The sequence below is a fragment of the Streptomyces sp. HSG2 genome (assembly GCF_016598575.1).
Classification (GTDB): Bacteria; Actinomycetota; Actinomycetes; order Streptomycetales; family Streptomycetaceae; genus Streptomyces.
In genome coordinates this window covers 1,625,333-1,646,707 of the sequence record NZ_CP066801.1, presented here as the reverse complement: position 1 = coordinate 1,646,707, position 21,375 = coordinate 1,625,333, and the positions used below count along the sequence as shown (strand labels likewise).

Genomic DNA, 21,375 nt, shown 5'->3' with positions numbered 1-21,375 from the left:
GGTCGACACCATGGCCGACACCTCACTCGACCTCACCCTGGACGCCGGGGAGCTGACCGCCCGGCTCGTCGACATCGCCTCCGTCAGCGGCGCCGAGCGGACGCTCGCCGACGCGATCGAGGCCGCGCTGCGCGAGCTGCCCCACCTGACGGTCGACCGGTACGGCAACAACGTGGTGGCGCGCACCCGGTTGGGCAGGTCCGAGCGGGTCGTGCTGGCGGGCCACATCGACACCGTGCCGATCGCCGACAACCTCCCCTCGCGACGGGACGAGGACGGCGTGCTCTGGGGTTGCGGCACCTGCGACATGAAGTCCGGCGTCGCGGTGCAGCTGCGGATCGCCGCCACCGTCCCCGCCCCCAACCGCGACCTGACCTTCGTCTTCTACGACAACGAGGAGGTCGCCGCCGAGTTGAACGGTCTGCGACACCTGGCGGAGGCACACCCGGAGTGGTTGGAGGCGGACTTCGCGGTGCTGTTGGAGCCCTCCGACGGCCAGGTCGAGGGCGGGTGCCAGGGGACCCTGCGCGTGTTGTTGAGGACCACGGGCGAGCGGGCCCACTCGGCGCGCGGCTGGATGGGGTCCAACGCGATCCACGCCGCCGCCCCGGTGCTCGCCCGCCTCGCCGCCTACGAGCCCCGTCGCCCGGTGATCGACGGCCTGGAGTACCGCGAGGGCCTCAACGCGGTGGGGGTGTCCGGCGGCGTCGCGGGGAACGTGATCCCCGACGAGTGCGTGGTCACGGTCAACTTCCGATACGCCCCGGACCGCTCCATGGAGGACGCGGTCGCCCACGTCAGGGAGGTCTTCGCGGACTGCGGGGTGGCCGATTTCGTGGTCGACGACCACAGCCCCGCCGCGCTCCCCGGCCTCTCCCACCCGGCGGCGGCGGCCTTCATCGAGGCGGTGGGCGGGACGCCGTCGCCCAAGTTCGGCTGGACGGACGTGTCCCGCTTCTCGGCGCTGGGCGTGCCCGCGGTCAACTACGGTCCGGGCAACCCGCACCTGGCCCACCGCCGGGACGAGCGGGTGGAGGTCGCGAAGGTGCTGGCGGGCGAGGAGCGGATGCGGGCCTGGCTGGGGGCCTGACCCGGGGCCGTCGGCGCGCCGCACGCCGGACACGCCGACGGCCTCCCCCGGGTCCCGCGTAGACCTACGCTGGGGTGGAGTTCGGCACGACGGAGGGAGCGCACATGGCGACGGGAATGCCCCGGGGAGGGCGGCCACCGGAGGAGCAGCGTCTGGGGCCCGTCCTGCGTCGGCGGGACCAGGTCCAGGAGAGCACCACGGACCAGCGGCTGCTGGACGAGCGCGCCCCCACGGACTGGGTGCACACGGACCCCTGGCGGGTACTGCGGATCCAGGCGGAGTTCGTCGAGGGGTTCGGCACCCTCTCCGAACTCCCTCCGGCGATCAGCGTTTTCGGCTCCGCGCGCACCCCTGTCGACTCTCCCGACTACGCTGCGGGCGTGCTGCTCGGGCGGGGCCTGGTCGAGGCGGGGTTCGCCGTCGTCACCGGGGGCGGGCCGGGCACCATGGAGGCGGCCAACAAGGGAGCCTGCGAGGCCGGCGGCGTCTCGGTGGGGCTCGGGATCGAGCTGCCCTTCGAGCAGGGGTTGAACCGCTACGTCGACATCGGGCTCAACTTCCGCTACTTCTTCGTCCGGAAGATGATGTTCGTCAAGTACGCCCAGGGGTTCGTGGTGCTCCCCGGCGGGCTGGGCACCCTGGACGAGTTGTTCGAGGCGCTCACCCTGGTCCAGACGCACAAGGTCACCCGGTTCCCCATCGTCCTGTTCGGCACGTCCTACTGGGGTGGGCTGGTGGACTGGCTGCGCGGCACCGTGATCGCAGACGGCAAGGCGGCCGAGAAGGACCTGAGCCTCTTCCATGTCACGGACGACGTGGAAGAGGCTGTCGCGCTGGTCTCCAAGGAGGCGGGGCGCTGAACCCTTCCCCGGCCCGATCCCGGTGAGGGCGGTCGTCGAGGCGCGCCTACGCAAGGCCCCGGCGGGCGACCGCCGGCGGCCGGTGGCCCGCGATGGAGGCGACCATGTCCAGGACCTGACGGGTCTCCGCCACCTCGTGCACCCGGTACACCCGCGCGCCCAACCAGGCCGAGACGGCCGTGGTCGCCAGGGTGCCGACCACCCGCTCCTTGACCGGGCGGTCCAAGGTCTCCCCGACGAAGTCCTTGTTGGACAGGGAGACCAGGACCGGCCAGCCGGTGTCCACCATCTCCCCCAGCCGCCGGGTGGCCTCCAGGCTGTGGCGGGTGTTCTTGCCGAAGTCGTGCCCGGGATCGATCAACACCGACTCGCGCGGCACACCGAGGGCCACCGCTCGCTCCGCCAACCCCAGCGTCACCCGCAGGATGTCGGCCACGACGTCGTCGTAGGCCACCCGATGCGGGCGGGTACGGGGCTCGGTGCCCCCGGCGTGGGTGCACACCAGTCCGACGCCGTGGTGGGCCGCGACCTCCGCGAGCCTCGGGTCGACCCCGCCCCAGGCGTCGTTCAGCAGGTCGGCTCCGGCCTCGCAGACGGCCTCCGCCACCTCGTGTCGCCAGGTGTCGACGCTGATCACGACCTCGGGGAAGCGCCGGCGGACCTCGGCCACGAAACCGACCGTGCGGCGCGCCTCCTCCCGCGCGGTCACCTCCTCGCCCGGCCCGGCCTTCACCCCGCCGATGTCGACGATGGCCGCGCCCTCGGCGACGGCCCTCTCCACCCGGGCCAGCGCCGGCGCGTCGTCGAAGGTCGCCCCTTGGTCGTAGAAGGAGTCCGGGGTCCGGTTCACGATCGCCATGATTACCGGCTCGTGCGCCGCGAACGTGCGCTTGCCCAGCCTGAGCATCCCCTGTGGCCCTCTCTCCCGCGTCGTCTGCCGCGGCCCCGCGTCGCCGCGCGCGCCGCCCGCACGCGCCGCCACGGCGCCCGCGGTCCCGGCTGTCAGAGTCGCATGTCACCATCGGAGACGGCACATCGGACTCCGTTCCGGGCCGGGTCCGTGCACCCGGCCCGACCGATGCGGCCGTCGGTCCGATCCTGGAGGCCCCGCGATGGTGATGTTCCTGTTCCTCGTCGTCGCGCTGGTGGTCGTGGTCGCGGTCGTGGCGGTCGTCGTGGTGGGCGGCGGCACCGGCCCCTTGCCGGAAGCGGCGCCCGAGCTGCGGGTGGACGCGCTGCCCTCGCATCGACCACTGCGGAGGGCCGACGTGGAGGGGTTGCGTTTCCCGCTGGTTCTGCGCGGCTATCGCATGCCGGAGGTCGACGGAGCGCTCGACCGTCTCGCGGCCGAGCTCGCCGAACGGGACGCCCGGATCGCCGACCTGGAGTCGGCCTTGGCGGGCGCGCGTGCCCCCGCCCCGCCGACGCCGGGCGAGGAGTCGGGCGCGGAGCCGGACGGGGAGGCGCGACGGTGAGCCAGGAGGAGGTCGCCGTCGGACCGGACGGCGCGGCGCGTTGCCCCTGGGCCCTGTCGGCCGCCGACTACACGGCCTACCACGACGAGGAGTGGGGTCGCCCCGTCCACGGCGACGACGCTCTGTTCGAACGGCTCAGTCTGGAGGCGTTCCAGTCCGGCCTGTCCTGGATCACCATCCTCCGACGCCGGGTGGGCTTCCGCGCCGCCTTCGCGGGGTTCGACATCGCCGCCGTCGCCCGCTTCACCGAGGAGGACCGCGCCCGGCTGCTCGGCGACGCCGGCATCGTCCGCAACCGGGCCAAGATCGACGCCACGCTCGCCAACGCGCGGAGGCTGGCGGAGTGGGCGCCGGACGAGCTGGACACGCTGATCTGGTCGTACGCGCCCGATCCGGCCGCGCGGCGGGCGCCGAGGACACTCGCCGACGTTCCGGCGGTCACACCCGAGTCGACGGCGCTCGCCCGGGAGCTGAAGAGGCGTGGCCTGCGCTTCGTCGGCCCCACCACCGCCTACGCCCTGATGCAGGCGTGCGGCCTGGTCGACGACCACCTGGCGGCCTGTGAGGCCCGGTCCGGCGGGCTCCGCGAACCCGCCTGAGCCCTGGCGTCGACCGGGCCCCGAGCGCTCCGTGGTCGGTGCCGCCCGCCGGGTCGCGAGGCTTCGCCGGGCCGGGTGGTCCGCCCCCGGTGAGCCGGGGCGGACCACCCGGCCCGGGGTCAACGCCCCACGTAGCGGGGCCGCTCCTTCTCGACGAACGCCCGCACGGCCGCCGCGTGATCCTCCGAGGCCCCGGCGTGGGACTGCAACTCGTCCTCCTTGTCCAGGGTCTCCGTCAGCGTGTGGGTCATCCCGTAGGCCACGGATTCCTTGAGCGCCGCGTAGGCGACCGTCGGCCCCTCGGCCAGGGTCCGCGCCACCTTCTCCGCCGTCGCCCGCAGCTGGGCCGCGGGAACGACCCGGTCGGCGATGCCCAACCGGAGCGCCTCCTCCGCCGGGACGTTGCGGGGGAAGAGCAGCAGGTCGGTCGCGCGCCCGGGGCCCACGACCCGGGGCAGGGTCCAGGAGACGCCGGAGTCGGCCGTGAGCGCGACGCCGGCGAACGAGGTGTTGAACGACGCGGTGTCCGCCACGATCCGGTGGTCGGCGGCCAACGCGAAGCCGAGACCCGCTCCCGCCGCGACCCCGTTCACTGCGGCGACCACCGGCTTGGGAGCCTCCACCAGCGCCCGCACGACGGGGTTGTAGTGCTCGCGTACGGTGGTCATGGCGCCATCCGACTCGCCTCGGCGGGCGGAGGTCAACAAGCCGATGTGTTCCTTCAGGTCCTGCCCCACGCAGAACGCCCGATCACCGGCGGCGGTCAACAACACCGCGCGCACGGCGTCGTCGTCGGCCGCGGCGCGGACGGCCTCCCGGAACGCGACCTTGGTCTGCGCGTTCAGCGCGTTCATCGCCTCCGGACGGTTCAGCGTGATCGTCGCGAGTCCCTCGTCCACCTGGTAGAGCACGGTGTCGGCCATGAGGCATCCCCTTCGCTTCGCGGTGTTCTCCTCGGCGGGGCTACCGGCGGGTAGGCCCGTGATGCGAGAGACAGCATGGCGGAGACGGCCGGTCGCGCGTCACCCCGTGCGTGTGACCTGCGTCAAACAATTCCGGTCTGGGCGCGTTCGGTCGAAGTGATCCAAGCCGCGCAGTATCGCAGGCCCGTCGACGAATTGGGGGCTTTTGCTCGTGTGCGTTGCCCAAGCGATGCCGACCGATGTTGGTCATCGGGTCCGCCGATGCGGGATAATGGCCAGGAAGCAATGTGTTCGATGCCGGTGTCGTACGCCCCGTGCCGGGATGTGCGTGCCCTTGGTGGGCCGTCGGCTTAGACGATGAGCTGGTATCAGGAAGGGGAACGAGCATGGCGGCCATGAAGCCGCGGACGGGTGACGGCCCGCTCGAGGTGACCAAGGAGGGGCGGGGCATCGTCATGCGCGTTCCGCTCGAAGGCGGCGGTCGACTCGTCGTCGAGCTGACCCCCGACGAGGCCGGTGCGCTGGGCGACGCCCTCAAGCAGGTCGTCGGCTGACGCCCACCCGGCCCCACCCGACCGGTCGCCCCGGTGCCGTGCCCGGCACCGGGGCGACCGGCTTCCCCGGTCCCGGAGCGGGCGTCAACGCCGCACGGCGCAGAGCAGGCCGTCGCCGACCGGCAACAGCGAGGGCACCAGGTCCTCGCTCTCCCGCACCGCCCGCAGCAGTTCGCGCAGCCGCAGCACCTCCTGGGGCTGCGGTCCGGCGTCCACCGTCCGACCGTGCGCGAAGACCCCCTCGAAGACGATGAGCCCCCCGGAGCGCAGCAGGCGCAACGATTCCGCGAGGTAGCAGGGGTACTCCAGCCGGTCTCCGTCGCAGAAGACGAGGTCGTATGCGGCGTCGGCGAGGCGCGGCAGCACGTCCAGGGCCGGGCCGGGGATGAACCGGGCCCGGTTGCCGGCGAACCCCGCCGCGCGGAAGGCCTGGCGGGCGACCTGCTGGTGCTCCGCCTCGGGATCGACCGTGGTCAGGACCCCGTCCGCGCGCATCCCGTGCAGCAGGTGGATCCCGGAGACCCCGCAGCCGGTGCCGATCTCGGCGACCGCCTTCGCGTCCACGGCGGCGGCCAGCAACCCCAGGGTGGCGCCGGTGCTGGGCGTCACGGAACGCAGGCCCGCCTCCAGGGCCCGGTCGCGGGCCCAGCGCAGTGCCTCGTCCTCGGCGACATAGGCGTCGGCGAACGCCCAGCTCGTCTGCCGGTTGCCGGTAATGGCCCTCTCCTGTCCCCGGGGGTTGCCTCGGCGTGACTGTATCCGCTGGCGTCGGGAACCTGCGGACGGGACCGGTCGTTTGGAAGAGCGAGGGGAACCGGCGCGGCCTCGTGGTCGCCGCGGGTCAGGTGAAATGCGCGTAAAACCGTTTATCCGGAGCTGACGGGCGGGGTGGCTATGGTAGGGGCTCCACTGGACACCACCGGAGCCACAAGGGGAGGTGCGGCCCCGCCCGGGGATCGCCGAGGAGCGCTGCGGCGCCTCATCGGATCGGCGGGCAGGCCGAAATCCGTGAACGACACCGCTGCCGACGTCAGCCCCGCGACCGGTCGCGACCGGACCGCGACCTTCACCACCGAAGCGGACGGGCAGGCGTGGACTCCGCCCAGCTGGGAGGAGATCGTCAGTACGCACAGCGGCCGGGTCTACCGGCTCGCCTACCGTCTGACCGGTAACCAGCACGACGCGGAGGACCTCACACAGGAGGTCTTCGTCCGGGTCTTCCGTTCTCTGTCCACCTACACGCCGGGCACCTTCGAGGGCTGGCTGCACCGCATCACCACCAACCTCTTCCTGGACACGGTCCGTCGCAAGCAGCGCATCCGGTTCGACGCGCTCGGCGAGGACGCCGCCGAGCGCCTGCCCAGCCGCGAGCCCAGCCCCCAGCAGGTCCTCAACGACTCCCACTTCGACGCCGACGTCCAACAGGCTCTGGACACGCTCGCCCCGGAGTTCAGGGCGGCGGTCGTACTGTGCGACATCGAGGGGCTGTCCTACGAGGAGATCGCCGCAACGCTCGGGGTCAAGCTGGGAACCGTCCGTTCCCGAATCCACCGGGGCCGTTCCCAACTGCGCAAGGCCCTGGCACACCGCTCGCCCCAGGCACGGGCCGGCCGGCGCTCCTTCCTGCCGGCCGTCCCCGTCCTGGGAGGGGGAGGCGCGAGCGCGTGAGCGGATCACGGCCCACACCCGACGGTGACCTCGCGGAGCAGCACCTGGGAGACCGGCTCGCCGCGCTCGTCGACGGAGAGCTGGGCCACGACGCCCGCGAGCGCGTGCTCGCCCACGTGGCCACCTGCGTCGACTGCAGGGACGAGGTCGACGCCCAACGACGGCTGAAGAGCGTCTTCGCCGACGCCCCCCCACCGGGACCCTCGCCGTCCTTCCTCGCCCGACTCCAGGGACTGGCCGACACCGCGCCCGTCGACGGCGCCTCCGGCGACGGACGGTCGGGACACGGGGGGATCGGCGGGTGGCCCGGCGCGAGGGACGGCCTTCCGACGGGCGGACGGCGCGATCGGTTCGCCTTCGCCTACGTCCCGGTCCCCGACTCCCGCCCGACGCCGGAGCCCGCGCCGGCGGATGTCGGCCTCCGTGTCCACGCCATCGGCCGCCCCGATTCCGACCGGCCCGGCTCGCGAGGGCTGCGGTTCGTCTTCGTGGCGGCCGGAGCGGTCTCCCTGGCCGCCGTCGCGCTGGGCGGAGTCACCCTCGGCACCCCCGAGCCGGCCGGGGACCGGAGCGGGTCGGGTTCGGGCAGCAACGTGTCCCCGGCACGTACCCAGGGAGCGGGGGTCGGCACGGTCCCCGACTCCTCGCGCCGCCGCTCCGTGCCGCTCCTGGGCCAGCTTCAGGGCCGGGCGACGCCGGGGGACACGCCGGTGGCGCCGCTCCCGGTGGCCGCACCCCTCTTGCCGGGGGTCCCGACGCCGCCGGACCGCCCCGTCGGGAGCGGTTCGACCGGAGAGACGACGGCGGCGACCGGTCCCGTCGTGACGGCACCGACCCGTCCGGTGGATCTCCGGCCGCCCGCCCCGCTCGCGGGGCCGTCCCCGACCACCACGCGGCCACCCTCGCCGACCTACGCCGCCACGGCCTCGCCGCCGCAGCCGGGGGCGACTCCCCCGCGGTCCTGACAGGACTCCTGCGCGGACGGTCCCGTACCTGATTGAATCCGTGGTGGCGTCCGGTCCGCCGAGCATCGGGGCGGACGTGTTCGAGGATTCGCGGCCACCGCCGACGTGCCGAGCCGCGGTCGGTTGGGGGGAGCATGGACGAGGGGAAGCCCTGGTGGGCGTCCCGCCGGGGCCATCGGGGGCCGGAGGGCCCCCCGTCGGACCCGCGGTTGGCGGTCGCGTCGGAGGCGGGCGACGAGCCGGGTGCCACGGCCCCGCGCCAGGGGACGTCCCGACCCGGCGAGCCGGCGGGCGGAGACTACCTCCTGGCCGGTCCCGAGCCACGGCGGGCCCCGGCGGGCGCTCGCCGGCTCGCCGGCGACGACCCGACCGCGCCACCCCGGGACCACCGCCTCCGACCGCCCCCTCCGGAATCACGGGAGCGCCTCGGGCCGCCCCCGGGTGAGCGCGTCGCCTCGACCCCCGGACCGGCGGGGCCGTACGGAGGCGCTCCCGACCACCGGATTCCCGCACTCCCCGCCGCGCCCCGACCGGGACCGCCGCCGCCCGCCGCCGAGCCGGGACCCTGGGCACGCTACGACCCCTGGGCGCGCCCCGGGACCCCGGGCGCGGGCCCCGCGGCCCTCACGGCGGCGAACGCGCGCCGCCGAGCGGGTCCGTTGATCGTGGGCGCCGTGGCCCTGTCCCTCGTCTCCGGAGGGGTGGGCGGTCTGGTCGGATCCCGTCTGGACCCGGGGGGCGGCCCGGGAGCACGTGAGCGGGCCGAGGCGTTCCCGGGGCCACTCGGCGGAGTGCCGCGCGGTGTCGCCGGGATCGCCGCGCGGGCTCTGCCCAGCGTCGTCACCCTGCACGTGAGCGGCACCGGTTCCACGGGCACCGGCACGGGCTTCGTGCTCGACGACCGCGGCCACATCCTCACCAACGACCACGTCGTCGAGCCGGGGGGCGAGAGCGGCGAGATCACCGTGACCTTCCACGGCGGCGACTCGGCGGGGGCGGTGGTGGTCGGCCGCGACAGCGGGTACGACCTCGCCGTGGTGCGCGTCGGGGGCGTGTCGGACCTGACCCCCGCGCTCCTCGGCGACTCGGGGACCGTGCGGGTCGGTGATCCCGTGGTCGCCATCGGAGCCCCCTTCGACCTGGCCGGCACCGTCACGTCGGGCATCATCAGCGCCACCGAGCGGCCCATCACCGCCGTCGGGGACGAGGGAGACGGCGACGAGGTGTCGTACGTGGACGCGTTGCAGACGGACGCCGCGATCAACCCGGGCAACTCCGGTGGTCCGCTGCTGGACGCCCGGGGGCGGGTCGTCGGCATCAACTCCGCCATCCGCTCCGCCGGGGACGGCGAGGAAGCCGACGGTGGGCAAGGCGGTTCCATAGGTCTCGGCTTCGCCATCCCGATCAACCAGGGCAAGCGGGTCGCCGCCGAGTTGATCGACACCGGACGGGCCACGCATCCGGTGATCGGTGTGTCCCTGGACATGGACTACACCGGTGACGGTGCCCGGGTGGACACGGGGGACGGCGACGGCGGGCCGCCGGTCAGCGTGGGTGGCCCGGGGGACCGGGCGGGCATCGAACCGGGAGACGTGATCACCTCGGTGAACGGCCGGCGGATCCGTTCGGGGGAGGAACTCATCGTCCGGACCCGGGCCCACCGCCCCGGGGACCGTCTGGAGCTGACCCTGGAGCGCGCCGGCGAGACGCGGACCGTCTCCCTGGTGCTGGGGTCCTCCGGCGGCGGGACGGCGTGAACGCTCCAGGCGGGTCAGGAGGTATGGCACGTTCCGGTCCTCTCGGGCGGCCGGGTACCGTGGAGCCGGTCCGGACGTCCCCAAGGAGCTTCAGGTGTTCAATGACATAGGCGCCCTAGAGTTGGTGACCATCGTCGTCCTCGCCGTGCTCGTCTTCGGCCCGGACAAGCTCCCCAAGATGATCCAGGACGTGGCTCGCACGATCCGGAAGATCCGGGAGTTCTCCGAGAGCGCCAAGCAGGACATCCGGCAGGAGTTGGGACCGGAGTTCAAGGACTTCGAGTTCGAGGACCTCAACCCCAAGACCTTCCTGCGCAAGCAGTTGGACAACGACGAACTGGGGCTCAAGGAGATCCGCAGCGGCTTCGACCTGAGGCAGGAGATGTCGGAGGTGGCCGACGCGGTCAACGGGCGCGAGTCCGGCCGGTCGAGCGCCTCCGGTCCGGTCGACACGCGGAAGCCGGTCGACATGACGAAGGGCCCGGGCCCCCTGGCCCCGGACGCCCCGCCACCGTTCGACGCGGACGCCACCTGAGGGAGGTCGGACCGCCTCGCCGCACCCGGGTGGCGGAACCCGCCCGTTGGTGCCTCCGTCCCGCTGTGGAGGGGCGCGTGAGAGGCGAGCGCGCCTTCTGCGCGCCCCATGCGCGGGTGATTTCCCTATCGTCTTCCTTACGGCGGATATGCTGCCGAATTGTTGTGCGGGCCCTGTGAGCCGGCGGCGCGGCCCGCGTGGGCGGCGCCGCCCGACGAGAGCGAGGAGGCGCGGGGACATGGAGACGACGAGTCGGGAAGCCGCCCGGCGGACGGTCGCGGCGGCGGAGGAGCCGCCTCCCCCCGCCCCGAGCGCCTACGAGGACTACCTGCGCGCGCCCTTCGACTGGTACGCCCTCGACGGGGCCTTCACCGGTCCGCGCTGGCCGGTCCGCGTCGGGACGGCCGCCGACGGGACGGTGCGGCACGGCTCCCTCGGCCACGGGGACGAACCCTCGATCCGCAACGAGCACACGGCGGGGTCCGGCCGGGGGGCCCGGGAGAGGTTCGCCGTGGTCGTCACCGTCGCGGCCAGCCCCGACCACCACAGTGTCGACGGGAAGGTGCTGTGGGAGGCCACGTCGGTGTCCTCCGCCGCGTGGCTCGCGGGGGTGGGCCTGCTGTCCTTCACCTGGCCCGGCCAGGTCGACCACACCCTGCGCGACGAGTGGCTGGAGCAGCAGACCGAGACCGCGTGGGCCCTCGCCGACGATCTCGACGGCGACGCCTGGTCGACGCTGACCCTGCCCGTGGACGGGAGGCCGACCGCCTTCCACTACCGGGAGTCGGAGTTCGGCTGGGTGCTCGCCGGTAGCACCGGGCGGGGGGTCCACCTCGGCGCCTACGGCCGGGGGATGAGCGCCTACGGACTGGGGTTCGCCGCGGTGGCGGACGTGGCCGCCCACACCGGCCACGACTCCGGCGGTACCTGAGCGGGACCCGCGCCCGCTCGTCCCCGTCGTCAGGAGGCGCCCCGCCCGGACCGGGCGGGGCGGGTGGGTCAGAACTTGTTGCGCGGCGTGATGCCGAGCGTCATGCCGGACAGGCCCCGCTGTCGACCGCCCAGCTTGCCGGCGATGGCCCGCAGTGCCGAGCCGGCGTCGGACTCCGGGTCCGTCAGGACCACCGGCCTGCCCTCGTCGCCGCCCTCCCGGAGACGGACGTCGATCGGGATGGAGCCGAGCACCGGCACCGACGCGCCGGTCGTGCGGGTCAGGCCGTCGGCCACCGCCTGGCCGCCGCCGGTGCCGAAGACGTCGACCATCTCGCCGCAGTGCGGGCACGGCAGGCCGGACATGTTCTCCACCACGCCCACGATCTTCTGGTGGGTCTGCACCGCGATCGCCCCGGCCCGCTCGGCCACCTCCGCCGCCGCCTGCTGGGGCGTCGTGACGACCAGGATCTCGGCGTTCGGCACCAGCTGCGCGACCGAGATCGCGATGTCGCCGGTCCCCGGAGGCAGGTCGAGCAGCAGGACGTCCAGGTCCCCCCAGTAGACGTCCGCCAGGAACTGCTGCAGGGCGCGGTGCAGCATCGGTCCGCGCCAGACCACCGGGGCGTTGCCCGGCGTGAACATGCCGATGGAGATGACCTTCACCCCGTTGGCCGAGGGCGGCATGATCATGTTCTCGACCTGCGTGGGGCGCCCCTCCGCCCCCAGCATGCGCGGCACGCTGTGACCGTAGATGTCGGCGTCGACGACACCCACCTTCAATCCGTCGGCAGCCATGGCCGCCGCCAGGTTCACCGTGACCGAGGACTTCCCGACACCGCCCTTGCCCGAGGCCACCGCGTACACCCGGGTCAGACTGCCCGGCTTGGCGAACGGAACCTCTCGCTCGGCCTGGCCGCCCCGCAGGGCCGCCGCCAGCTCGCGGCGCTGCTCGTCGCTCATCACGTCCAACTCGACCGCGACCGAGGTGACGCCGTCGACCCGGGAGACCGCGTCCGTCACCCGCTGGGTGATGGTGTCCCGCATCGGGCACCCGGAGACCGTCAGGTACACGGCGACGGCGACCGCCCCGTCCTGGGCGATCTCGACCGACTTGACCATCCCCAGCTCCGTGATGGGGCGGTTGATCTCGGGATCGTGCACCGTCGACAGAGCCTCGCGCACCGCGTCTTCCGTAACCATGAGACCGATGGTACGGCGCCCCTCCCGCTCGTCGGAAAGGCAGTCAGCCCTCGTCCGGCCCGCTCTCCGGAGAGCGGGCACGCCCGGCGCCGGCCGACTCGCGGCCTTCGGCCTCCCCGTCGACCGGGGACCGATCCAGATCCCTGACCAGGTCCTGTAGCTCCGAGCGGATCCAATCCCGGGTGGCGACCTCGCCCAGCCCGAAGCGCAGCGCGGCGATCTCGCGCGTCAGGTACTCGGTGTCGGCGATCGACCGCTCGTTCTGCTTGCGGTCCTGCTCCAGATTGACCCGGTCCCGGTCGTCCTGCCGGTTCTGCGCGAGCAGGATCAGCGGCGCCGCGTAGGAGGCCTGGAGGGACAGCATCAGGGTGAGGAAGATGAAGGGATACTGGTCGAACCGCAGGTGGTCCGGCGCGGAGACGTTCCACAACACCCAGACGATGATGAAGAACGTCATCCAGACGATGAAGCGTCCGGTGCCGAGGAAACGGGCGATCCGCTCCGACATCCTGCCGAAGGCCTCCGGATCCCACTCCGGCAAGATCCGCCGCCGCCGGGGCCGGGGCTGATCCAACCGGTGTCGGTGCCTGTCGGCCGCCAGGGAGTCGGCCACCGCGCGGTCGCGGGTGGTCTCGCGCTCGGAGGCCATCTCAGTCCACCTCCCCGGGGAGGTGGAAGTCCGTCTCCCGCCAGTCCTGCGGCAGCATGTGGTCCAGCACGTCGTCCACGGTCACCGCGCCCAGCAGCGACCCGGACTCGTCCACCACCGGCGCGGCCACCATGTCGTACGCCGCGAAGAAACCCGCGACCGCCGGCAGCTCCGCCTCCGGGGTCAGAGGGTTCAGGTCGTCGTCGAGGACGGATCCGACCAGCGTGTACGGCGGATCGCGGAGCAACCGCTGGAAGTGCACGGTCCCCAGGTACTTGCCCGTCGGCGTCTCGTCGGGCGGCCGGCACACGTACACCTGCGCCGCCAGCGAGGGGGACAGGTCCGGGTTGCGGACCCGGGCCAGGGCGTCCGCGATCGTGGCGTCCGGCCGCAACACGATCGGCTCGGTGGTCATCAGACCACCCGCGGTGTGTTCCTCGTAGGCCATCAGCCGTCGCACGTCCGCGGCGTCGTCCGGACGCATCAGGCCGAGCAGGCGCTCCTTGTCCGCCTCCGGCAGCTCGCCCAGCAGGTCGGCGGCGTCGTCCGGGTCCATGGCCTCCAGGACGTCGGCGGCGCGGTCCTCGGCCAGCTTGCCCAGGATCTCGATCTGGTCGTCCTCCGGGAGTTCCTCCAGCACGTCGGCCAGCCGGTCGTCGTCGAGCGCGGCGGCGACCTCGGCGCGACGCTTCGCCGAGAGGTGGTGCAGCACGTTGGCCAGGTCCGCCGGACGCAGCTGCTCGAAGGTGGCCAGCAGGTTCTCCGCCCCCTGGCCGTGCTCCTCCAGTGACAGACCGGTCACCGCCGACCACTCGACGGTGACGGCCTCGCCCTTGCCCCGCCGGAAGGCACCGCCCTTCCTCCCCTTGCGTACGAACACCCGATCGATCACCCAGTCGCGCCTGGGCAACTGCCGCACCGACAGGTCCAGGACGGTGGCCTCCTCGGCGGTGTCCACGAGCGTCACCCGCCGATCCAGCAACTCGCCGAAGACCAGCCGTTCCGTGGGTCGCTGTTCGAAGCGCCGGACGTTGAGGACGCCGGTGGTGAGCACCTGGCCGGACTGGACCCCGGTCACCCTGGTCATCGGCAGGAAGATCCGACGCCTCGTCGTCAGCTCGACGACGAGGCCGAGAAGCCTGGGCGGCTTGTGTCCGACCCGGAGCATGACGACCAGATCGCGCACCCGGCCGACGAGGTCGCCGTTGGGGTCGAAGACGGCTACACCCGAGAGGTGCGACACGAAGATCCGGGCGGCGCCCGCTGCCATGCCGGATCCTCCTTTCGGCGGTGGACCCCGGCGACCTCGGGTCGTCGGCCCGCCCACCGGGGGTCGTGGGTGCCGGGGTCGTGCGTCGCCGCCCTTCGCGGCGTCCGCGCCGTCCGCTCGAACGGCCTCCAGGCTAGCCCGACCGGGAGCGCCCCGCCTTGGCGGCCGGCCCGGACGGAGTGCCCTCGGATCTCGTGAGGCGTGCGGGTACGCTGCGGTGCACCGCCACGACCCCTCACGCGCACCGGCCTCGCGGCGCCTCCGCCGCTTCCTCGGAGACAGAAAGGCAGCCCGATTCGTGACTGTGACTCGCCGGCCGGGAGACCGCTGGGGCGCTCTGGTGGGCGCGGCGTGCGCGCTGGCGATGGCGGCAACCGGGCTCACGGGGTGCGCCGAGGATCCGGACGCCGGCACCAACGGCGTAGGTCGGCTCCCGGCCCAGGAGATCGAGGCTCGGACACGTGCCGCCGCCGAGTCGGCCTCGGCCGTGCGGCTCTCCGGGGAGGTGTCCTCCGGCGGGCGGACCTACCGGCTCGACATGCGGCTGCGTTCCCAGGGCGGCATGGGCACCGTCACCAGCGGCGACGGCTCGTTCTCGCTGCTGCGGATCGGGGACCGACTCTTCCTGGAGGCGGACGCGGAGTTCTGGAGCGGCGACGCCGAGGCCGCGGCGGCGGAGACGCTGGGCGGGAAGTACGTGACGGTGCCTCACGGCGACCCGTCGTACAAGAGGTTCCTGGGGTTCGCCGACAAGGACACTCTGCTCGACGGGGTGCTGGCGCTGCACGGCAGCGTGCGGACGGACGGTCGCCGCGAGCTGGGGGGCGTCCCCACCGTCCGCGTCACCGGGGACGACGGCGCCGGCGGTTCCCTGGACGTGTCGCTGGAGGGGACCCCCTACCCGATGCGCCTGGTACGGGCCGGCGGCGCGGGCACGATCGACTTCTCCGAGTGGAACCGGGACTTCCCGCTGACGGAACCCGACGAGGAGGAGATCCTGGACTACGGCGGAGGGCTGCCCGCCTCCTGAAGGACCGCCGCCGGCGGTGAAGGGCGAGCCCGTTCCCCGTGTCCGAGAGCGCCGGCCACGGAGCGAGGGGCGCCCGCGCTCTCGCGGCCTACCGTGTCCGCCGTCTCCTTGCCGCCCGGGACGGACGCCCCGCGAGCGGTCCCCGTGTCGCCGCCGGTGTCGGGAGCGGGGGCGCGGCCTGCGAGCCCTCGGGCGGCGGCGAGGTGTCGCCGGTCGGCTCCAACCGCAGCACTCGACACTCGCGGGCCCAGCGCGCCGGCAGGGCCTCGCCGTCGGCGGCGTTCAGCCGCTTGCCCCTCAGCTCGGCCACGGCGGCGTGCCACGCCTCGCCGTCGGGAGGCGGTTCGACGACACGGGCCGTCCAGGAGACCAGCCGGCCGCCGGTGTCCTTGCTGCGGACCGTCACCTCGGCCGTGGCGCCCGCGACCAGCGCCGGCAAGGGCTGCTCGCCGGGGCCGTCGCCGACCACACAGGCCCCGCCCTCGTGCCAGACGTGCCAGAGCGGACGCGCGGGGCCCTCCGCGCCCCGGACCCAGACCAGCCCGGATTTCTTCGTGGCCTCGGCGACCAGGGCCGACGCGAGCGGCTGCGCTGTCATGCCCCCAGCCTAGCCACCCGACCGGCCTCCGGATCCGGCTCTTCGCCGTCGAGCCGTCGAGCCGTCGCGACGTTCGCCGTCGAGGAGCGGGCCTTCGCCGAGGCGTCAGAGCCAGCCGTTGCGCTTCAGCGTGCGGTGGATGCCCAGACACAGGGTCACGGTGACGCCGAGGACCAACGGGTAGCCGTAGCGCCAGTGAACCTCGGGCATGTGGTCGAAGTTCATCCCGTACACGCCGCACACCATCGTGGGGACGGCGATGATCGCCGCCCATGAGGTGATCTTCCGCATGTCCTCGTTCTGTGCCACCGACGCCTGGGCGAGATTGGCCTGGAGGATCGAGTTCAACAAGTCGTCGAAGCCCACCACCTGTTCCCGCACTCGCGCGAGATGGTCGGCGACGTCGCGGAAGTACTTCTGGATCTCGGGGTCGACCAGCGGCATCGGCCGCTCGCTGAGCAGCCGCAGCGGGCGCGCCAGCGGGGCGACGGCCCGCTTGAACTCCAGCACCTCGCGCTTGAGCCGGTAGATCCGGCCCGCGTCGGTGCCTCGGGGGGTGCCCTTGCGGCCCAGGGAGAACACCTCGGTCTCGACCTCGTCGATGTCGTCCTGCACGGCGTCGACCACCGCGATGTAGCCGTCCACGACGTGATCGGCGATGGCGTGCAACACGGCCGAGGGTCCCCTGGAAAGCGACTCCGGGCGCTGCTGGAGACGGTGACGCAGCGCGCGCAGCGAGCCTTGCCCGCCGTGCCGGACGGTGATGAAGAAGTCCTTGCCGGTGAAACACATCACCTCGCCCGTTTCGACGACCTCGTCGTGGGCCGCGTGCCGGTCGTGGTCCAGGTAGTGGACAGTCCTGAAGACGGTGACCAGACAGTCGTCGTAGCGCTCCAGTTTGGGTCGCTGGTGGGCCTGGACGGCGTCCTCGACGGCCAGCGGGTGCAGCCCGAACTCCCGGGCGACGCCCGCGAACTCGTCCTCGGTGGGCTCGTGCAGGCCGATCCAGACGAATCCTCCGCGCCCCCGGGCCCGCCGCACCGCCTCGTGCGGGGTCAGGGGGCCGCCGCCCTCGCGTCGCCCGTCGACGTAGACGGCGCAGTCGACAACGGCGGAGCCGGCCCCCTCGCGCGGGGCGGTCCCTCGATCGCCGTCGCGGGGCGCGACGCGCGACGGCCGGACCGCGGCCCGCAGTTCACGGATCATCGACATGAGGGTGGGACTCCTTCGCATCGGGCACGCACGGCGGCCGGGGCGGGGAATGGAGCCACCCGGAACGGGGGCGTCCCGCTCTCGGATGGAGGGGCGCGTCCGCGAAGCGGGGTGCACCGCGTCCTCGCGGTGGCCGGCGTCGCCGGTGTCGGTGGGGTGCCGAGCGTCGTCGACCCGGGCCCGGGTGGGACCCGAAGGCTCGGACGGTCGGACTGACGACAGAGCGCTCTTCCGCCGGCCGGGGGGTGGCGGCGAACGGTCACCGGACGGGAGCCGGTGCGGCGTGAGGGGGTTTCAGCGGCCGGAAGAGCGGGTGGTACTGCACGGTCGACTTCGGTCCATGCCAGTCCCACCTCCTCCGGCCGGTCCCGTGAGGGACGATCCAATCCCCGTGTTTCACGGGGCTCCCCGTGGGGAGTCTTCCCTGCGGCGGGCCGTGGGGGCACGCCTGCGCGTGCTGCCCGATCGCCGGGCCACCGTATCAGCCGCCCGGCGTGTCAAGGCGCCCCGTCTCGTCTTCCCGACGGGTTCTATGCTCGCCGCATGCCTGATGTTCTTCCTCTGGTCGAGGCCCGGTTGGGCGAGACCCTGGGCGAGCCTGACGCCCGGGCCTCGGTGACCTTCCTCGGCACGGACCGCGTCGAGGTGCTGCGCTTCTCCGGAGCGGGACCCGAGGGCGACGTCGTCCGTTACGCGACGCTCGGCATGTCGGCCTCGCCGATGGCGGAGCCCACGTCGATGGTGGCCGACCCCGTCGCGGGGCCTCGGGCCGAGTTGTTGCTCTCGCTGCGCGCCGGCCGGGCGGACACCGACCGGGTGCTGCGTCCGCTCGCGGTACTCGCCGCGTCTCCCCAGGTCGAGGGGGTGGTGGTGGCCCCGGGGGCCTCGCTGGACGTCGGGGAGCCGCTGTGGCCGGGGGCTGCCTTCACCTCGGTGCTGGTGGCCGAGCCGGGCGGTCTGGTGGAGGATCTGGTCCTGGAGGAACCGATGGATCCGGTGCGGTTTCTGCCGCTCTTTCCCATGACGCCGAACGAGGCCGCCTGGAAGCGGGTGCACGGCGCGCAGGCCCTCCAGGAGCGCTGGCTCCACCGGGGGACGGATCTGCGTGATCCGATCCGCCGCTCCGTCCCGCTGGACTGAGCGGCTCGGCCGCGTCGCCGAGGTGGAGGGTGTACGCGGGGCGGGTGGCGGATCTCACACTCCGCTCGGCCGCCCGCCGCCCCGCTCCCTCCCGCAGGGACCGTGCCCGCCCCGGTAGGGGTCGGCCGCCGACCCGGCGGCGCGCGCCGGTCCGAGCGTGAACCTCCCGCCCGCATGGGTGATCGTCCTTGACGCGGCGGACCGAGGGGAGGAGCGTGGAAGGCTATGAGGCGCGAACCCGTGTGCCCGAAATGCGGCGGCCGGGTCAGGGCTCCCGGACTCCCCGCCGAGACCTGGCAGTGTGCCGTCCACGGCGCGGTCCATCCGCTTCAGCCCGTGGAGCCGCCGGGCGCCGAGACCCTTGCAGCCGTGTCGCGGCGGGCCCGGGTTCCGGTGTGGCTTCCGTGGCCTCTGCCGGTCGGCTGGCAGTTCACCGGGGTGGCCCGCGCGGGCGACGACCGAGCGGGCGGCCGGGCCGTCGCGGTCGCCTGCTCCGGCCCCGGGCCCCTCGGCGGCACCGGGGAACTCCTGCTCGTGGCGGAGGAGCCCGGTGTAGGCCTGGGTGCCCGGTACGCGGGGCTGGACACCCCCGACCCCGGATCGCGTCTCGACGTGCGCAGGCCTCCCGAGGTCAAGGCCTCGGCGGCGGGTCGGCCGACGCCGCTCTGGCACGTCGGGGGCGCTCCCGTCGACCGCGCGGTGTTCGCGGGCGAGGCCTTGGGCGTGTGGCTGTGGGCCGTGGTGTGGCCCGAGCGCTCGGCGCTGTTGATGTACGACGAACCGGGCCTGGCCGATCTGCGCGACGCGGGCGTCGACGTGCGGCTGGTCCCGTGTGGTGCCCTGTCCCGGCGGCTTCTCGCGCCATGGGCGCGGTAGGGGTCGCCGGTACCGGGCGGGTGTGACGGAGCATCGCTCGCCGCCGGTTATGCTGAAACGTCCCTTCCGTCCCGTCACCGCCTGGAGTCAGCGTCGTGCGCATTGATCTGCACACCCACTCCACCGCTTCCGACGGCACGGACACGCCGGCCGAACTGGTGCGCAACGCCGCACGGGCCGGGCTGGACGTCGTCGCGCTCACCGACCACGACACCACTCGGGGGCACGCGGAGGCCATCGCCGCCCTTCCCGAGGGGCTGACCCTGGTGACGGGGGCCGAGCTGTCCTGTCGTGGCGACGGTGTCGGCACGCATCTCCTGGCCTATCTCTTCGATCCCCACGAGCCCGCGCTGCTCGCCGAACGCGAGAGGGTCCGTGACGACCGGGTGCCGAGGGCCAAGGGCATGGTCGCGGCCCTGAACTCCGCCGGGGTTCCGGTGACCTGGGAGCGAGTCCGGAAGATCGCCGGTGACGGTTCGGTGGGCCGGCCGCACATCGCCGCCGCCATGGTCGAGCTGGGGGTGGTCGGCACGGTCGGCGACGCCTTCACCGAGGAGTGGCTCGCCGACGGTGGGCGCGCCTTCGTGCCCAAGCACGAGACGGACCCGCGCGAGGCAGTCCGATTGGTGAAGGCCGCGGGAGGGGTCTGCGTTCTGGCCCATCCCGCCGCTGCCGAGCGGGGTCGCACGGTGTCCGACGCCGCCATCGCCGAGCTGGCCGAGGCCGGTCTGGACGGCGTGGAAGTGGACCACATGGATCACACCGCCGACGCCCGAGCCAGGTTGCGCGGGCTCGCCGCCGACCTGGGTCTGCTGACGACCGGGTCCTCGGACTACCACGGCAGCCGGAAGACCTGCGTCCTCGGCCAGTTCACCACGGACCCCGAGGTCTACGGCGAGATCACCAGGCGGGCTTTCGGCGCCTTCCCGGTCCCCGGCGCCGGCGGGGCCTGAGCCACGCGCCCGGGTCCCCGCCCGGGCGGTCGCACGATGTCGCCGCCCTTCGCGGCACTCCTCCCTTTCGCACGCAATCCCGCTCGCACTTCCGTGAGGCCTGGCTCTCCATGTTCGACGTCGCCGTGTTCGGCTCCCTCTTCCTCACTCTCTTCGTGATCATGGATCCCCCCGGGATCACTCCGATCTTCCTGGCGCTCACCGGCGGCAGGACGGCCAAGGTGCAGCGGCGCATGGCCCTGCAGGCAGTCTGTGTGGCCGGTGGCGTGATCACCGTGTTCGGTCTGCTGGGCCAGGAGATCCTCGACTACCTGCATGTGTCCGTCCCGGCCCTGATGATCGCCGGTGGTCTGCTGCTGCTGCTGATCGCGCTCGACCTGCTCACGGGGAAGACCGACGAACCTCAACAGACCAAGGACGTCAACGTCGCGCTCGTCCCGTTGGGCATGCCGCTCCTGGCGGGCCCCGGCGCCATCGTCTCCGTGATCCTCGCCGTGCAGAAGGCGGACGGCGTCACGGGGCAGGTGTCGGTCTGGGCGGCGATCCTGGCCATTCACGTGGTGCTGTGGCTGGTGATGCGGTACTCGCTGTTGATCATACGGGTGATCAAGGACGGCGGCGTGGTGCTGGTCACCCGGCTCGCGGGCATGATGCTGTCCGCCATCGCGGTACAGCAGATCATCAACGGGGTGTTGCAGGTGATCGAGGCGGCTTGAGAGGCCGCCGGCCTCGACCACGCGCTCGGATCCGGGTCGCCGCCCGCGAGGCCCCGGCGTCGGAGCGGGGCCTCGCGGGCGGGGACGTCTGCCTCGGGCTACGAGGCGGAGACGTCCGCGGGGCGGATCCACAGGCGCTGCCCGATGGCCGCCGCCTGGTGCACGATGCGGTTGACGGAGGCGGCGTCCACGACGGTGGTGTCCACAGGCGTCCCGTCGACATCGTCGAGTCGCATGACCTCGAAACGCACGAGTCTCTCCCTTCGTCGGTCATCCCTTGAGGGGATCGCTGACAGTCGGGCCGCGCCGGGCGACGAAGCCCCCCGTGTCGCGGCCGCTACCCCCGGTCAACGATCGCGGGGTCGTGAACAT

The 21,375-nt window shown here is 73.2% G+C and carries 23 protein-coding genes and 1 pseudogene; 15 read left to right on the top strand and 9 right to left on the bottom strand.

Going from position 1 to position 21,375, the window contains the following annotated elements:
* The first annotated feature begins 10 nt into the window (after nt 1-10).
* Both dapE and JEK78_RS06685 read left to right on the top strand, forming a co-directional pair.
* The gene (gene dapE, locus JEK78_RS06690) at nt 11-1,090 is read left to right on the top strand and encodes a succinyl-diaminopimelate desuccinylase (RefSeq protein WP_200263186.1); all 1,080 of its coding nucleotides are present in this window, start codon (nt 11-13) and stop codon (nt 1,088-1,090) included.
* A gap of 104 nt (nt 1,091-1,194) precedes the next feature.
* Nucleotides 1,195-1,950 carry a TIGR00730 family Rossman fold protein gene (locus JEK78_RS06685; RefSeq protein ID WP_200263185.1) on the top strand — a complete coding sequence of 252 codons (756 nt, stop codon included), beginning with the start codon at nt 1,195-1,197 and terminating at the stop codon, nt 1,948-1,950.
* Nucleotides 1,951-1,996: 46 nt separating this feature from the next.
* Here the strand turns inward: JEK78_RS06685 and folP are convergent, their stop codons facing one another.
* The gene (gene folP / locus JEK78_RS06680; RefSeq protein WP_200263184.1) at nt 1,997-2,857 is read right to left on the bottom strand and encodes a dihydropteroate synthase; all 861 of its coding nucleotides are present in this window, start codon (nt 2,855-2,857) and stop codon (nt 1,997-1,999) included.
* 205 nt (nt 2,858-3,062) lie between these two features.
* Here folP and JEK78_RS06675 point away from each other — a divergent pair, with 205 nt between their 5' ends.
* Both JEK78_RS06675 and JEK78_RS06670 read left to right on the top strand, forming a co-directional pair.
* Entirely contained in the window at nt 3,063-3,425 is a 363-nt protein-coding gene (locus JEK78_RS06675) for a DivIVA domain-containing protein (protein WP_200263183.1), read from the top strand.
* The gene (locus JEK78_RS06670) at nt 3,422-4,024 is read left to right on the top strand and encodes a DNA-3-methyladenine glycosylase I (protein WP_277953064.1); all 603 of its coding nucleotides are present in this window, start codon (nt 3,422-3,424) and stop codon (nt 4,022-4,024) included. Before JEK78_RS06675 ends, JEK78_RS06670 begins: the two co-directional genes overlap by 4 nt.
* 119 nt (nt 4,025-4,143) lie before the next feature.
* Here the strand turns inward: JEK78_RS06670 and JEK78_RS06665 are convergent, their stop codons facing one another.
* Nucleotides 4,144-4,947: an enoyl-CoA hydratase-related protein gene (locus JEK78_RS06665; protein ID WP_200263182.1), complete on the bottom strand. Its 804-nt coding sequence runs from the start codon at nt 4,945-4,947 to the stop codon at nt 4,144-4,146.
* Nucleotides 4,948-5,333: 386 nt separating this feature from the next.
* Here JEK78_RS06665 and JEK78_RS06660 point away from each other — a divergent pair, with 386 nt between their 5' ends.
* Complete coding sequence (locus JEK78_RS06660; protein ID WP_200263181.1) at nt 5,334-5,501, top strand: DUF3117 domain-containing protein; 168 nt, start codon at nt 5,334-5,336, stop codon at nt 5,499-5,501.
* Nucleotides 5,502-5,585: 84 nt separating this feature from the next.
* On the opposite strand, the gene JEK78_RS06655 is transcribed toward JEK78_RS06660, so the two are convergent.
* Nucleotides 5,586-6,260, bottom strand: a complete 675-nt coding sequence (locus JEK78_RS06655) for an O-methyltransferase (protein ID WP_200264021.1) — start codon at nt 6,258-6,260, stop codon at nt 5,586-5,588.
* 135 nt (nt 6,261-6,395) lie between these two features.
* Between JEK78_RS06655 and sigE the strand changes: the two genes are divergently transcribed.
* The 5 genes and pseudogenes from sigE (at nt 6,396) to JEK78_RS06630 (ending at nt 11,357) form a co-directional block, all read left to right on the top strand.
* Nucleotides 6,396-7,169 (top strand): RNA polymerase sigma factor SigE, encoded by a 774-nt coding sequence (sigE, locus tag JEK78_RS06650; RefSeq protein ID WP_200263180.1) that lies wholly within the window; start codon nt 6,396-6,398, stop codon nt 7,167-7,169.
* Entirely contained in the window at nt 7,166-8,134 is a 969-nt protein-coding gene (locus JEK78_RS06645; protein ID WP_200263179.1) for a zf-HC2 domain-containing protein, read from the top strand. Before sigE ends, JEK78_RS06645 begins: the two co-directional genes overlap by 4 nt.
* A 539-nt stretch (nt 8,135-8,673) precedes the next feature.
* A pseudogene (locus JEK78_RS06640) lies at nt 8,674-9,891 on the top strand (trypsin-like peptidase domain-containing protein); the annotation flags it as partial.
* A 94-nt stretch (nt 9,892-9,985) separates the two neighbouring features.
* Nucleotides 9,986-10,426 carry a sec-independent translocase gene (locus tag JEK78_RS06635; protein WP_200263177.1) on the top strand — a complete coding sequence of 147 codons (441 nt, stop codon included), beginning with the start codon at nt 9,986-9,988 and terminating at the stop codon, nt 10,424-10,426.
* Between the two features lie 238 nt (nt 10,427-10,664).
* A complete protein-coding gene (locus JEK78_RS06630; RefSeq protein WP_200263176.1) occupies nt 10,665-11,357 on the top strand; it encodes a hypothetical protein in 693 nt (230 codons plus the stop codon).
* A 68-nt stretch (nt 11,358-11,425) separates the two neighbouring features.
* Here the strand turns inward: JEK78_RS06630 and JEK78_RS06625 are convergent, their stop codons facing one another.
* From JEK78_RS06625 to JEK78_RS06615, 3 genes are read right to left on the bottom strand one after another with little or no spacing between them, the layout of a single operon-like run.
* Complete coding sequence (locus JEK78_RS06625; RefSeq protein ID WP_200263175.1) at nt 11,426-12,559, bottom strand: Mrp/NBP35 family ATP-binding protein; 1,134 nt, start codon at nt 12,557-12,559, stop codon at nt 11,426-11,428.
* Nucleotides 12,560-12,602: 43 nt separating this feature from the next.
* The gene (locus JEK78_RS06620) at nt 12,603-13,208 is read right to left on the bottom strand and encodes a DUF1003 domain-containing protein (protein ID WP_200263174.1); all 606 of its coding nucleotides are present in this window, start codon (nt 13,206-13,208) and stop codon (nt 12,603-12,605) included.
* A gap of 1 nt (nt 13,209) precedes the next feature.
* The gene (locus JEK78_RS06615) at nt 13,210-14,478 is read right to left on the bottom strand and encodes a CBS domain-containing protein (RefSeq protein WP_200263173.1); all 1,269 of its coding nucleotides are present in this window, start codon (nt 14,476-14,478) and stop codon (nt 13,210-13,212) included.
* A 298-nt stretch (nt 14,479-14,776) separates the two neighbouring features.
* On the opposite strand from JEK78_RS06615, the gene JEK78_RS06610 reads away from it, so the two are divergent.
* Entirely contained in the window at nt 14,777-15,508 is a 732-nt protein-coding gene (locus tag JEK78_RS06610) for a hypothetical protein (protein ID WP_200263172.1), read from the top strand.
* An 88-nt stretch (nt 15,509-15,596) separates the two neighbouring features.
* Here the strand turns inward: JEK78_RS06610 and JEK78_RS06605 are convergent, their stop codons facing one another.
* Together JEK78_RS06605 and JEK78_RS06600 are read right to left on the bottom strand one after the other, a co-directional pair.
* A complete protein-coding gene (locus tag JEK78_RS06605) occupies nt 15,597-16,106 on the bottom strand; it encodes a hypothetical protein (RefSeq protein WP_200263171.1) in 510 nt (169 codons plus the stop codon).
* 105 nt (nt 16,107-16,211) lie between these two features.
* Entirely contained in the window at nt 16,212-17,318 is a 1,107-nt protein-coding gene (locus JEK78_RS06600; protein ID WP_200263170.1) for a magnesium and cobalt transport protein CorA, read from the bottom strand.
* Nucleotides 17,319-17,861: 543 nt separating this feature from the next.
* On the opposite strand from JEK78_RS06600, the gene JEK78_RS06595 reads away from it, so the two are divergent.
* The 4 genes from JEK78_RS06595 (at nt 17,862) to JEK78_RS06580 (ending at nt 21,003) form a co-directional block, all read left to right on the top strand.
* On the top strand, nt 17,862-18,458 hold the full coding sequence (locus JEK78_RS06595) for a suppressor of fused domain protein (protein ID WP_200263169.1): 597 nt from the start codon (nt 17,862-17,864) through the stop codon (nt 18,456-18,458).
* A 225-nt stretch (nt 18,459-18,683) separates the two neighbouring features.
* Entirely contained in the window at nt 18,684-19,334 is a 651-nt protein-coding gene (locus JEK78_RS06590; RefSeq protein WP_200263168.1) for a DUF6758 family protein, read from the top strand.
* 95 nt (nt 19,335-19,429) lie between these two features.
* On the top strand, nt 19,430-20,287 hold the full coding sequence (locus JEK78_RS06585) for a PHP domain-containing protein (protein WP_200263167.1): 858 nt from the start codon (nt 19,430-19,432) through the stop codon (nt 20,285-20,287).
* Between the two features lie 110 nt (nt 20,288-20,397).
* A complete protein-coding gene (locus JEK78_RS06580) occupies nt 20,398-21,003 on the top strand; it encodes a MarC family protein (RefSeq protein ID WP_200263166.1) in 606 nt (201 codons plus the stop codon).
* Nucleotides 21,004-21,101: 98 nt separating this feature from the next.
* Here JEK78_RS06580 and JEK78_RS06575 read toward each other — a convergent pair whose 3' ends face one another.
* Nucleotides 21,102-21,254 (bottom strand): hypothetical protein, encoded by a 153-nt coding sequence (locus JEK78_RS06575; protein ID WP_200263165.1) that lies wholly within the window; start codon nt 21,252-21,254, stop codon nt 21,102-21,104.
* Nucleotides 21,255-21,375 lie beyond the last annotated feature (121 nt).